Source organism: Macrococcus sp. DPC7161 (genome assembly GCF_004117835.1).
In the GTDB taxonomy this organism is placed as follows: Bacteria; Bacillota; Bacilli; order Staphylococcales; family Staphylococcaceae; genus SDSC01.
Map to the genome: position 1 here is coordinate 33570 of NZ_SDSC01000010.1, position 13888 is coordinate 47457.

13 protein-coding genes are annotated in these 13888 nt (G+C 30.8%); 7 read left to right on the forward strand and 6 right to left on the reverse strand.

The window, feature by feature from the left end; translation table 11 throughout:
* Positions 1-126: 126 nt before the first annotated feature.
* From ER639_RS10940 to yhaM, 4 genes are all read left to right on the forward strand, one after another.
* Positions 127-1581: a coproporphyrinogen III oxidase gene (locus tag ER639_RS10940; protein ID WP_129065800.1), complete on the forward strand. Its 1455-nt coding sequence runs from the start codon at positions 127-129 to the stop codon at positions 1579-1581.
* Between the two features lie 143 nt (positions 1582-1724).
* Complete coding sequence (locus ER639_RS10945) at positions 1725-2906, forward strand: metallophosphoesterase family protein (protein ID WP_129065801.1); 1182 nt, start codon at positions 1725-1727, stop codon at positions 2904-2906.
* Positions 2903-5809: an ATP-binding protein gene (locus ER639_RS10950; protein ID WP_129065802.1), complete on the forward strand. Its 2907-nt coding sequence runs from the start codon at positions 2903-2905 to the stop codon at positions 5807-5809. The genes ER639_RS10945 and ER639_RS10950 overlap by 4 nt, the downstream gene beginning before the upstream one ends.
* The gene (gene yhaM / locus ER639_RS10955; protein ID WP_129065803.1) at positions 5809-6750 is read left to right on the forward strand and encodes a 3'-5' exoribonuclease YhaM; all 942 of its coding nucleotides are present in this window, start codon (positions 5809-5811) and stop codon (positions 6748-6750) included. Before ER639_RS10950 ends, yhaM begins: the two co-directional genes overlap by 1 nt.
* Positions 6751-6928: 178 nt before the next feature.
* Here the strand turns inward: yhaM and ER639_RS10960 are convergent, their stop codons facing one another.
* The 5 genes from ER639_RS10960 to ER639_RS10980 form a co-directional block, all read right to left on the reverse strand.
* Positions 6929-7852 carry a peptidylprolyl isomerase gene (locus tag ER639_RS10960; protein WP_129065804.1) on the reverse strand — a complete coding sequence of 308 codons (924 nt, stop codon included), beginning with the start codon at positions 7850-7852 and terminating at the stop codon, positions 6929-6931.
* Positions 7853-7927: 75 nt separating this feature from the next.
* Entirely contained in the window at positions 7928-8467 is a 540-nt protein-coding gene (locus tag ER639_RS10965) for a DUF3267 domain-containing protein (RefSeq protein WP_129065805.1), read from the reverse strand.
* Between the two features lie 39 nt (positions 8468-8506).
* Complete coding sequence (locus ER639_RS10970; RefSeq protein ID WP_129065806.1) at positions 8507-9052, reverse strand: HTH-type transcriptional regulator Hpr; 546 nt, start codon at positions 9050-9052, stop codon at positions 8507-8509.
* 139 nt (positions 9053-9191) lie between these two features.
* Positions 9192-9545, reverse strand: coding sequence for a YtxH domain-containing protein (locus tag ER639_RS10975; RefSeq protein WP_129065807.1), 354 nt, complete (start codon positions 9543-9545; stop codon positions 9192-9194).
* A gap of 82 nt (positions 9546-9627) precedes the next feature.
* On the reverse strand, positions 9628-10053 hold the full coding sequence (locus ER639_RS10980) for an HIT family protein (RefSeq protein WP_129065808.1): 426 nt from the start codon (positions 10051-10053) through the stop codon (positions 9628-9630).
* 163 nt (positions 10054-10216) lie between these two features.
* On the opposite strand from ER639_RS10980, the gene ER639_RS10985 reads away from it, so the two are divergent.
* Together ER639_RS10985 and ER639_RS10990 are read left to right on the forward strand one after the other, a co-directional pair.
* On the forward strand, positions 10217-10951 hold the full coding sequence (locus ER639_RS10985) for an ABC transporter ATP-binding protein (RefSeq protein WP_129065809.1): 735 nt from the start codon (positions 10217-10219) through the stop codon (positions 10949-10951).
* Entirely contained in the window at positions 10944-12161 is a 1218-nt protein-coding gene (locus ER639_RS10990; protein ID WP_164993434.1) for an ABC transporter permease, read from the forward strand. The genes ER639_RS10985 and ER639_RS10990 overlap by 8 nt, the downstream gene beginning before the upstream one ends.
* On the opposite strand, the gene ER639_RS10995 is transcribed toward ER639_RS10990, so the two are convergent.
* Positions 12158-12676: a hypothetical protein gene (locus ER639_RS10995; protein ID WP_129065811.1), complete on the reverse strand. Its 519-nt coding sequence runs from the start codon at positions 12674-12676 to the stop codon at positions 12158-12160. The two genes, ER639_RS10990 and ER639_RS10995, sit on opposite strands and share 4 nt — an antisense overlap.
* A gap of 172 nt (positions 12677-12848) precedes the next feature.
* On the opposite strand from ER639_RS10995, the gene hemE reads away from it, so the two are divergent.
* Positions 12849-13886, forward strand: coding sequence for a uroporphyrinogen decarboxylase (gene hemE / locus ER639_RS11000; protein WP_129065812.1), 1038 nt, complete (start codon positions 12849-12851; stop codon positions 13884-13886).
* Positions 13887-13888 lie beyond the last annotated feature (2 nt).

Consider the following 13888-nt stretch of genomic DNA (forward strand, 5'->3'; position numbering starts at 1 on the left):
TGATTTTGTATTTATAAATATTGTTTGGTTTATTCTTTTTAGCTCTTTTTATTTCTTATCATTCTTTTTAATTATTAATTTAATTAAATATGCATACTTTATTTTCAATTTTACAGTGAGGTCATTATGAAATTTTATTTATCCCATCCTGAATTTAATCGATTACAATTGAATATTCGTAATATATTAAACCTTTATTTTGAGGATGCTTATTTATTTGAAGGTCATGGTGATAATCAAGTTGAGATTCATCAATATGACCATGGCATTCAAGTAGCTTTAACAATAGACAATCAACATTACCAACATGAATTAAATAAATCGAGTGATGATTTCAAAGTGTTTAAAAGACATATCAATGAATGTCTCATTCATATTTTAACGAAGCATACGGGTATGCATCAAAGTTGGGGTGTTTTAACTGGGATTCGTCCTACAAAGTTGTATCATCAAATGGTGCAAAAAGGTGAGTCTCATGAAGCAATTAAATCGCACTTAAAGCATACGTATTTAATTGATGATGAAAAGATTGACTTGATGCGTGATATCGTTAAAGTACAACATGAAGCAATTCCAGATTTATATCAATTACAAGATGAAGTGAGTATTTATATTGGTATTCCATTTTGTCCAACAAAGTGTGCTTATTGTACATTTCCGGCTTATGCAATTCAAATTCATAAAAAGCAAGTGCCTGAATTTTTAGTAGGGCTGTTATTTGAAATTGAACAAATCGGTCAATGGTTAAAAACGCATCAAAAAAAAATCACAACGATTTACTTTGGTGGTGGGACACCAACTTCAATAAAGCCTGAAGAGTTAAAGCTACTTATAGAAGCGTGTTATAAACATTTTGACATGACTCATGTTCGTGAATTAACCATTGAAGCAGGACGACCCGATACGATTGATGAAGCAACGTTAAAAGTCTTAAATGATTACGATATTGATCGAATCAGTATTAATCCACAAAGCTTTACTGATGAAACATTAAAGGCAATTGGTCGTCATCATACAGTTCAAGAAACCATTGATAAATTTCAACTTTCAAGAGCATTTCATATGAACAATATCAATATGGATTTGATTATTGGTCTGCCGAATGAATCATTAACAGAAATGAAGCATTCACTTTCAGAAATTAAAAGGTTAAATCCAGAATCATTAACAGTGCATACTTTAAGTTTTAAGCGTGCGAGTGAAATGACGCGTAATAAAGATAAGTATCAAGTTGCTGATAGAACTGAAGTCATAAAAATGATGCAGTTAAGTCAAACATTCGCCAAAGAAAATGGCTATATTCCTTATTACCTTTACCGTCAGAAAAACATTTTAGGTAACCTTGAAAACGTTGGCTATGCTAAAGCAAATCAAAGTTCACTTTATAATATTTTAATCATGGAAGAATTACAAACGATTATTGGTTTAGGTTGTGGCGCTTCTAGTAAATTTATTCATCCGAAAACGAAAAAGATTGAAAACTATTTAAACCCGAAGGATCCTAAATCATATAACGAGACTTATCGACATTATACTGAGATGAAAATCAACAAATTAAACACATTATTTGATGTGGATTAATATATTTCATATATCTTATAAACCGAACAAAAATGAAATTCAAAAGAAATTCAATTTTTGTTCGGTTTTGTCTTTATAACACAACATAAACATACAAATTTATTGTAAAATATAAGTTAACGATAAAAAGAGAGGGTTTTGTCATGATTAAATTTATTCATACCTCAGATATTCATTTAGATATGCCTTTTCAACTTGAAAGTCATTTACCAGAGAAGGTATTAACGGATGTCGTTGAAGCATCTTTTACAAGTTTTAAGAAGTTAGTTGACGATGCAATCAGTGAAAAAGTTGATTTTATTATTATTTCAGGTGGATTGTTTCATCATGAATATCCATCGATTCGTGCGTATCAATTTATACAAAAACAATTCAATCGATTAAATGATGCACATATATTTGTTTATTACATTTGTGGAAATGAAGATTACTTAAATTTTAATACGTATATTGAAATACCAAATAACGTGATTGTATTCGGTCAAGATGTAAGTTCTTATGAATTGATTACGAATAATGGAACACGTGTTTATCTTCATGGATTTAGTTACTTCAATGAAGACTCTTTAGAAAATAAAATTGACCGATTTCCAGTTGTGCATGTTGATCAATCGATTCATATTGGTTTATTACATGGAACATATGCAAAAAGTGATATTAAAAAACGCATTACAGAATTTCAAGTCGAAGATTTAAATAGTAAGATGTATCATTACTGGGCGCTTGGTCATAGTGATAATGCTCAGTTTATAAGTGATATTCCTCATATCCACTATTCTGGAACGATTCAAGCAAATAGCTTTGATTGTTTAGGGGATAAAGGATATTTACTTGTATCTGGAGATCATATTGATTTAAATGTCTCTTTTGTTAAGACAAGTACCATTACGTTTAATCAAGCAGAAATCACTTTATCTGAAGTTGGAAAACATGCGATCTATCAAGATATTACCGACTTTAAAGAAAGTGTTAGAAATCATGGGAAACAATTTTATCAGTTGACTATCCATAATCCTCATGAAACGTTAGTTGATCAAGCGGAATTAAGAAAAATATTAACAGAAGTGCAACAATTTGAAGCAAATGAGGTCAATTTTGTATTTATTGATCAAATTCAGTTAAACGAAGCACATGCTGTTTATACGCTAGATGAAGAATTTAGAGATGAATTTTTAAATGATGAAATGTTGTATTATCAGTCGATGGCGGACATTAGAGCATCTAAAGCGAAGAAATATATGGATCCATTAAAGTTGAGTGATAAGTCTATGTTACTTAAGCATGGCGAAGCAATTTTAAAAAGTGTAATGAGGGATGATGCATGAAAATAGTATCTTTAGAAGTTTATGGTTTTGGTAGATTAAGCAATCAAACATTTGAATTAAATCAAACTTTTACCCAAATTTTTGGTGAAAATGAAGCAGGTAAATCTACATTACAACATTTTATTCATTTAATGTTATTTGGATTTGATCAAATTGATCATCGATTAGAACCGCGATATGCCAATCAATTTGGTGGTAAAATGATCATGCAGTTTGATGATGAAACTGTTGAGATTGAGCGTATTTATTTAAACCAAAAAGAAATTCATAACATTACAATGAACGGGATGAAAAAAGACCTTGAATGGTTTAATCAAAAAATCAATTTCATCACAAACGATACTTATAAAAACATTTTTTCATTCAATGTGCTAGATTTACAAGAAGTGCATCAGCAATTGACGGAATCACATCTACAAAATTACTTACTGCAAGCAGGTATTTTTGGCTCTAATGAATTCAATCATATGAATGATCATATTAAATCTGTTCAAGAGGATTATTTGACTAAAGAAGACAGTCAAATCATGAAATCTATTGAAACGATTGAATCTTTAGAATCTAGAATTCATGATAAGATGAAGCAATTTAAAACATATGATGGACTAATTAAAAATAAAACAGCCGCTCAAAAGAAAGTGGATGAGTATAAGCAACATATCAATCAGTTAACGGAGTTACAAAAACGTAAACAAAAAGAATTGGCATTTCATGATGATATGAAATTATGGAAGCAGCTTGAATTAAAACTTAACATTACGGCTCCAAAGTTTCCTGAACACGGGATAGATCGTTATGAAGCACAAAAGCATCAAAATTTAAATTTAGAACGAGACCATCAGTTAAGACAAGAACGATTGCATCAATTACAAAAGGAAAAAGAACAAATACAGTTAGTCGCTCCTGAATTGATTGCACAAGTGGAACAATTAACAAAAGAAGAACAGCATTATAACGAAACAAAAGCCGAAGTTGCGCGTTTAGAACGTTTAATTCAACAATTAAAATCTGAACAAGAAGGCTTAATGAATAACTTAGGCTGGTCAAGTATTCATGATGTTGAAGTTGGTGAATTGATTGAAAGTCAAATACATCAAGAAACAAGAAATTATGAAAAAGCGCAATTAAACTTAAATCAAATAGAGCGTCAAAAAGCGTTTATTGATACAACATTGAAACAAAAGCAAAAAGATTTAGATACATTAAATAAAGGCATCGTTCATGATGAACGTTTCGAAAAAGGTGTTCAATTAGCTTCTGATAAACGCCATTTAGAAGAAAAAACAACACTATACAAATCGATAGATGATGCTTCAAGAAGCTATGAAGATAAACAATTAAAGAAATATAACCAATTACGCTTATTATTTGTATTATTATCATTTGTATTTTTAGGGGCATCTGTTTATAGTTTCTTAAACCAACAAATGATCTTTGGTGCTTTATTTGCAGTATTACTGTGCTTTAGCATTATTTTACTAGTATTTAACAAAAAACCTGAACTTCATTTTAATAAGGCATTGCATGATGAAATTGAGACATTAACCGAAAGTGTTAATCAGTTATCAAAGCACTATGATTTATCATTTGATGTGAATGAACAACGTGATTTACGACAACAAAAAGCAATGTTAGAAGATGCGATTCAACGTGAGAAAAATAATTTAACACACCATGTTCAAGAAGCGGATTCGACTACTAAAGCATTAAATCAAGCGAAAGAACAATTACAGTTTCTTCAACAAAAATTACATATTCAAAATCAATTTGATATCACGCATTTAGGTATAGCTGTAAAATTGATACATTCTATTCATCAAAACAAAAAAGAATTGCAAGCATTGATGCAACAGTTAGAAGAAAAGAATACAGAAATCGAGCGTATTCACACCATTAAAAATGGTATCAATCAACAATTAAATGTTGATATCAATGAATCTTCGATGTTCCATGACTTAAAGCAAATTCTTGCGCAAAATGAAAAAATGCATTTTAGACTAGAAAAAAATGAAGAACAGTTAAGTCTTGTTCAAAAAGAAATCGAAATCATTGATCGCAGTTTAAACAAAGTAGCTGAAGAAATGCACGCTTTATTCCAAATGGCGAATGCACAAGATGAAAGTCATTATTACCAACAGTTTGAAAAATATAGTGAATATCAAAATCATTTATCATCATTCCAAAATGTATCTAAAAAATTAGAGTCTGAAAACTTTGCATATGAAACACTCAGCGAACTTGCATATGTAACGACTGAAGACTTACGTATTCAAGAAAGTGAACTTCAAGATCATTTATATGAAATTCAAAGTTTGTTGAATGAACAAACACAACAAATTCAAGAAATCCAAAATGAAATGACGATTATTGAACGCGATGGTACATTACCACTTTTAAGACAAAAATTAAATATTGAAACAGCAAAACTTAACAAGTTGGTGAAAGATTTATCAAGCGTGAACTATATCGAAGTATTAATCAATGCACACGTTAAAATGGTGCGTGACAAACGTATGCCTGAAGTTATTGATGCAGCAACAGATTACTTCAATGATTTAACGAACCAAAAGTACACACAAATCAAATACATCAATCATCAATTGGTTGTTAAGCAAAACGATGGACAACTGTTCCATCCAACGGATTTATCTCAATCAACGAAAGAATTATTATATATCGCATTTAGATTAAGCTTAATCAAATCATTAAATAAATACTATCCATTCCCTATCTTAATTGATGATGCTTTCGTTCATTTTGACAAAGAACGAAGAGAGCGTATTATTGAGAAATTAATGAAGATAGATTCAAATCAAGTATTGTATTTTACATGTAATCGATCAACTGTAGTGAATCAAAAACAAACGATTACAATCATGCACCAATCAAAGGAGGCTAAATGATGAGAACGATAGAAACGTTAAAAAAAGGGCAGTCCTTTGACGCATACTTTTTAATTCATAAAGCAACACAAGGTGTTACCAATCAAGGGAAACCTTATTTAACCTTAATATTCAAGGATAAAAGTGGAGAAATTGAAGCAAGATTTTGGACACCAACGCCACAAGACATGACTACATTAAAAGGTGAAACAATTGTTAGAGCTAAAGGCGATATTATTGAATATAAAAATAAATTGCAACTTAAAGTCAACGCCATTCGAATAGCGAATGAAGAAGATCCTGTTAAACTTGAGCACTTTTTAGAAAACGCACCAATCGATAAAGATGAGATGATGAATGCGTTAATGAAGTATGTATTAGATATTGAAAATGCAAACTTACAACGTATTACACGATTACTATTAAAAAAATATCAAACAGAATTTATCGTCTTTCCAGCAGCAAGTTCAAATCATCACAACTTTGTATCAGGATTGTTATATCACGTATTATGCATGCTTAAGCAAGCTGAAGCTTTAGTAGCTATATATCCAACATTAAACAAAAGTTTATTGTACTCAGGTATCATTTTGCATGACATGGGTAAAGTGAAAGAGTTGAGTGGACCAGTTGCAACGACATACACTGCAGAAGGTAATTTACTTGGACATATTTCAATCATGAGTGATGAAATTGCACAAATGGCTCGTGAACATAACATAGAAGGGGAAGAGATTATGTTATTAAGACATATGATACTTTCTCATCATGGAAAATTAGAGTACGGTTCACCAAAACCACCAATGATTAAAGAAGCTGAGATATTGAACTTTATTGATAATATTGATGCGAGAATTCAAATGATGGACAAACACCTTAAACGTGTTGAACCAGGCCAATTTACTGAGCGTATATTCCCATTAGAATATCGACAATTTTATAAACCGACATCACTGGATTAATAAAAAGACTGATATAAAAGCGTTTAGCAACAAGTAAAAACTGAACACGAACCAAAATCGCTTTTTGAATTTGAGTGAGTGTGATGTTTTTTACCGAAGTTGCTGCTTTTGTATCGTTGATAAAGAGACTGATATAAAAAAAGTGAGATATCATCATGATATCTCACTTCTTTTATTATTATTGCTCACTTGTTTTTGCAGTTAAGATTTGCTCTTCAACATATTTTTTAACTTCTTTATCTTTATAATCCACTTTATAGTCTTTTAATAATTTTTTGTAAGCATCAATTAAGACATTTGGATCTTTTTGGATTTTAGCCTGTCTTACTTTTTCAATGACTTTTTGTTTTTCTGCTTTAGACAACTTTTCGCTGTCTGCTTTAATGATGTGGTAACCATATTCAGTTTTAACTAAGTCAGAAATTTCATTTTCTTTAAGTTTGAATAATGCTTTTTCGAATTCTGGTACAGTGTCACCTTTAACAACATAACCTAATGAACCATTATTCGCTTTTGAACCAGGGTCTCCAGATTCTTTTTTAGCAATTTTACCAAAGTCTTTTGGATTTTCTTTTACTTGTTTTAAGATTTCTTCAGCTTTTTGTTTCGCTTCTTCTTTTGATAAACCAGATTTATCTGATGAAGATTTTATTTTAATTAATATGTGTGAAGCATTTTTTACGTTATCTGCGATATCTTTATCTGTTACTTTAATTGCTTCGTTCATTAATAATTTACGGTACTCGTTTGTTACTTTTGATTCTTTATATTTTTCAACAGTCATACCTGGTTGTTGTTGTGCTAGGATTTGATTGAATTTATCTTTACCACCAGCTTGTTTTACTTCATCGTCAGTTTGTTTGTTGATTTTATCTTCATCTACTTTTTTACCATATTTATCTTTTAAAATATCATTTAAAAGAATTTGGAATGCTGATTTCGCTACTTCATCTTTACCTAAGTTATCAATAACATTTTGAGTTGTAACGTCTCCAGCTTTAGAAGAGATGATAGTTTCACCACTGTTACTACCACATGCAGCTAAACCAAGTACTGAAACTGATAATGTTGCTGGTAATGCAATTTTCTTGAAACGATTCATAAGTAATACTCCTTTTTTCTATATATACTTTGTTATTTATTAAATATACAGAATTATAATGAAAATTAAAAGAAATTATGCTTTTATAAGTACTTCGAAGCCGTGTTTTCTTTCTTCCACAAAACAATCCTTTGGTGCTTTATAGACATAGTTTAAATAGATAAAGTCTATAAGTGAAATACCTAAATTTACTGAAAAAATAAACAGAAAATAATGAGCATAACTTGGTAATAATATTGCACATGATATCGTAATGACTGAAATAATCATAAATGGTAACAATAAAGATAAAATAAACGTATGTTTTTTAACAGGATGATTTAAACGAATATTAAAAATCGGCAACCATTTGTTTTTATTCGTTTGTTGCACGATAAACGACTTTGACTTATGTAAGTAAGGCAATACATGTAATGCCTTATGTAATGGATAAATGAATATCAGTGCAATGACAAAGAATATAAAATGATTGTCAGTGAATACATTGCCAAAAATACTTGTAAAGATTTCAAAGCTAATGATGTATGACAATATCGTAACGAGACACGACATTAAACTGATGCGTTGCACACCAATTGTCGTTTTTGGGTTAATGTTTTTTGAACATAAGAACATGGTACACCTGATTTCTTTTATAATAAATTCACCAAGCCATTATGCATCATCTGAATTATTTTCGTCAAGTAAAATCTTAAGCAGTTCTTCGTGAGAACGATCTAGATGTTCAATAAATTCTTGTCCGTATATTTGAGCAACAATAAATTTTATATCCGCAAAGTTAGGAGAAGTTAATAATACATTTTTATATGCTTCAGTCGCTTCATTAATACGGTCTTCTGATTCTTCATAATGTTTATACGTTTCATATAGTAGGTTTTTACCTTTTTCAGTAAGTTCTAAGTATGTATTACGTTTATCGAACTCACTTTTTGGCATGATTAATAATCCACGTTTTTCTAAATTTTTAGCAAAGTTAAATACTGTAGAAACATGCATTACACCATATTGAGATACTTCAGATATCGTTGCTTTTTCTAAGTTACGAATGATGACTAAAATATGATGTTCGTTGATGTTTAAATCAAACGGTTTAATCCAATTTTGCCAATCTTTTTCTACTGTTTTCCAAAGTGCTTTACTTAATTGTGAGACTTTATGTGTGTAGAGCATTCTTTCTAATGTTTCATGATCACGTTTCATGTCGGTCAGTCCTTTCGAAGATGTATTTTATTATACTATTATAGTAAACCAAAACTATAGAAAAAAGTATGATGAATTTCATCATACCTTTAAATTTTTCATATTAATCTAGAACAATTATAATAGTATCATAGAGTTATTATTTGGAAAAGGCTTTCTTCGCTTCATCGGCACGTGATTTAATGTTATCAACATCAGATTTGATTTGATTTATATTCGGTTGAATATCCTTTTTATACTGATCAATCATCGTTTTTACTTCTTCACCTAAAGTCTTCACAGCTTCTTGAGAAGTTGATTTTACTTTCATCACATTGTCTTTTAATTCTTGTAGTTCTAATTTCATTTGATTACTCGTTGCAGTTGCATCATACTTTGTATCTTTAAATCCTTGTCTTAATGCTTGACCTGACTTTGGTGCATTTAAAATAGCTAAAGCTGTCCCAACAGCTGTACCTACAACTAATCCAGTTGCTACTGATTTTAATTTCATAAGAACACTCCTTTTATTTTAGGTATACCCATATTTCTAGATGTTAAGCATAATTTTAATCATATTGAATCACAAGGTAGTGTTACAATGCTTTTGTGATTTTTTCAACTAAACCATTCATGTATTCATTGTCTTGTGCTAAAGCTTCATGAGTTTCCCATTTGTAACCAAAGCCGTCATCTTTTGAATCAAAGCGCGGAATGATATGGAAGTGTAAATGAAATACGGATTGGTCAGCAAATGCACGATTATTTTGAATGACATTGATACCTTCAGGTTTCAATGTTTCATCGATTGCCTTCGCAACTTTTTGTACAGATGTAATAACATGTTGTAAATCAACAGGATCAATCGCTAAAATATCTTCTGCTGGTGTTTTAGGAATAACTAATGTGTGTCCAACACTTACTTGTGAAATATCTAAAAATGCATAAGTATATTCGTCTTCATAGATTTTATATGATGGAATATCACCTTTTAAAATTTTGCTGAATACTGTTTCTGACATAATTTGTCCTCCTCATCTAGCTGTTTTTCATCATTATTTCTTTATATAAGTTTATGATGATATACTTAAAATTATTATATCAAATAATACGTTTTCAATACATTATGACAATCTTTATATTTTTGCTACAATAAATACAATCTTATAGACTGGAGTGATCTTGTTGACGGTTAAAGTACAACACTTAACAGGTGGATATGCCAACCAACCTGTCATTTACGATATTGATTTTGAATTACAAAAAGGAAGTATTATTGGATTAATTGGGCTCAATGGTGCTGGTAAAAGTACAACGATTAAGCATATGCTTGGTTTATTGCGTCCAATGGAAGGAGATATTTCAATTGATGACATTTCACTAAATCAACAGCCTTATGAATATCGTTCTAAGATTTCATATATTCCAGAGTCTCCAGTGTTATATGATGAACTTACTTTAAAGGAACATATTGATATGACTGCGATGGCTTATGGTTTAACTGAAGAAGAAGCCATGAAACGTGCGAAACCTTTATTAAAGACATTGCGACTAGATGATAAACTCAACGTATTTCCAGCACATTTTTCAAAAGGGATGAAACAGAAAGTGATGATTATTTGTGCATTCATCACACAACCAGACTTACATATTATCGATGAGCCATTTTTAGGTTTAGATCCGTTGGGGATTCAATCGATGTTGGACTTAATGGTTGAAGCGAGAGATGCTGGGAGAACGGTATTAATGAGTACACATATTTTAGCGACGGCTGAAAAATATTGTGATCAATTTCTATTATTACATCATGGGAAATTAGTAGGTAAAGGAACAATTGAAGATTTAAGAAAACAATTTAATATGCCAAATGCTGCTTTAGATGATATATACATTCATGTAACTGGTGATGTGCATGAATAAGGCAAGACAACTTTTCTTAAATCGAAATCAGCGTCATCAAAAAGAAATGATGTATTATAGTAAATTTGTATTTAATGGCCATTTTGTCGTCTTCTTATCGATATTCTTTGGTGCATTAATGCTACAATATTCGCAATTAATTAAGCATTTAGGACCAGGTATTAACTATCATTTAATCATTGGTGTCTTATTATGTCTTGCAATATTAGCACCATTAAAGACGCATATGAAACGTGCAGATGAAATTTATTTATTGAATTTTGAAGGTCAAATGCAACCGTATTTTCAAAGTGCAATTGTACAAAGTTTCTTTAAACGAATTGGTTTATTAGTTGCATTATTTTTAATCTTGCTACCGCTAAATATCAATGCACCAAATTTTTCAAAGAATGGAACAATCATTGTTTTTGTAAGTATGATCATCATATTGTATTTAGGTTTATGTATTAAAGGTGAAATGTTGAAACTATCTATTAAGCCGAGTTACATTAATATCGTTATATTCGTGATTAGTTTAGCAGGAATTTACACAGCATTAGAAGGTATTATTTTCACGCCTATAGTTAGTGTCGTCATGTTTATTGCTTTATTGTATTTGTTAAAGAAAAATACAAAAGACCGCTTAATGGATTTTTCTCATATTATTCAGTATGAAGAGAATTTAACGCAAAATACATATCAAATGATCAATATGTTTACTGATGTTAAAGGGATGAAGGGGACCGCGAAAAGAAGAAAAGTGCTAGATGTATTCTTAAGAACAAAGCCACAAACCTACAATCATCAGCATATGTTTAAGTTTTTGTTTGTTCGTAACTTTTTAAGAAGTAATGATAGTTTATGGATTATTGTTAGATTGTTGATTATAGCAATATGTGCAATGTACTTTTTGAAACATCCATATATAAGTGCCATTTTCGGTTGCTTCTTTGTGTATGTTATGATTTTACAAAGTTCACAGTTTTATAAACAACAAGCCTTTGGACTATGGCCACAAGTGTGGCCAGTCCAAGAACAGCTTGTTATTAAAGGGTTTAATCAATTTTTAACGCAACTGTCATTGACAGTTACGATTATTTTAATGATTGCTTATATGGTGATTTGTACAAAGACTTTTTATATAGGTTTCATTATGATTTTAATCATGCTTTGGACAAAACATCAAGTAACACAAAAGATTTATAAAAAAATGCATTTGTTAAAAGATTAATGCTCTTGTGTCGGTTCAGGTTCAGGTGTTAAATATTTTACAACGTTCATATTATTCGTAAAGTCCTCAGAAGCATAGCTTTTGAGGGCTTCTTTTGTGAATTGATTTTGATATACACTCGATTTCTGGAAATCCTTTAATAAATCCATCGTTTCAAATTGGAAGATAACAGCATAAGTCTTACCTTGAAATGGTTTTAATAATTGATAAGATTTGAACCCTTCATACGAAGACAATTTCGCAGCATCTAGTTTCGTTTCATTAAATACAACTTGTCTCGCTTCTTTAATCGTGAAATATTGTAACAACGTAGGTAAGTTGCTAAGCGCTCCGATTTGATCAATTGTTTCAAATGATTTTGGTGTATTAAAAGCCGTTTTTTCTGTTGTATTTTCAATTAAATAGACTGCATCACTAGAATAAAACTTTTGGATGTCACGCTTCGTATGTTTATTAATAATTTTATCTAAGAAAAACTCAGTGCCATATGTAATAAATGTTTTCATCTCTGTCATATTGTTTCTATCCTCTCTAGTTTAATCTTCATGTTTGGTCAGATACATGTTTATACCCATTTTAAATGAAAAGCATCATTATGTCAGTTTTATGACAAATGAAAGTCGTCTAATAATCGCATCCACGATATGTTAAAATCAAATTATATGAAATAATAGGGGGATTCTATACATGCAATTTAACGATACGATATTAAAGGCAGCACGTGGAGAGGCGCATGCACATACACCTGTTTGGTTTATGAGACAAGCTGGTAGAAGTCAGCCTGAATATCGCAAAATAAAAGAAACACATTCATTATTCGATATTACACATGATCCTGAATTATGTGCTTATGTAACAAAATTACCAGTAGACCAATATAATACGGATGCTGCAATTTTATATAAAGACATTATGTCGCCACTACCAGCTTTAGGTATTGATGTTGAAATTAAATCTGGCATTGGTCCGGTAATTCATAATCCAATTAAATCAATTCAAGATGTTGAAAAGTTAGGGGAAATCAACCCAGAACAAGATGTACCTTACATTTTAGATACGATTAAGTTATTAACAACAGAACAATTGAACGTTCCGTTAATCGGATTTACAGGTGCGCCATTTACATTAGCGAGTTATATGATTGAAGGTGGCCCTTCTAGAAATTACAACAGAACAAAAGCATTCATGTACGAACAGCCTGAAGCTTGGCACCGTTTAATGGAGAAGTTAGGTGATATGTGTATCACTTATACAACTGCACAAGTGAATGCAGGATGTAAAATGATTCAAGTGTTTGACTCTTGGGTAGGTGCTTTAAATGAGGAAGATTATCATATCTTTATTGCACCACATATGGACCGAATCATTAGTGGTATCAAACAAACTGGCGTACCGGTAATTATGTTTGGTGTTGGGGCGTCTCACTTAGTTTCTGAGTGGAATCAATTACCGATTGATGTATTAGGACTTGACTGGCGTATGCAAATTTCAAAAGCACGCGAATTAGGTGTTGAGAAAACGATTATGGGTAATTTAGATCCAGCAATGTTAATTAGTGACTGGTCAGTGATTGAATCACACTTAAAACGCATTTTAGATCAAGGTTTACAATCAGACAAATACATCTTTAATTTAGGTCATGGGGTATTCCCTGAAGTACAACCAGATACATTAAAGCGTGTGAGTCAATTTGTTCACGATTATTCATCAAAATATAAACAATAAGG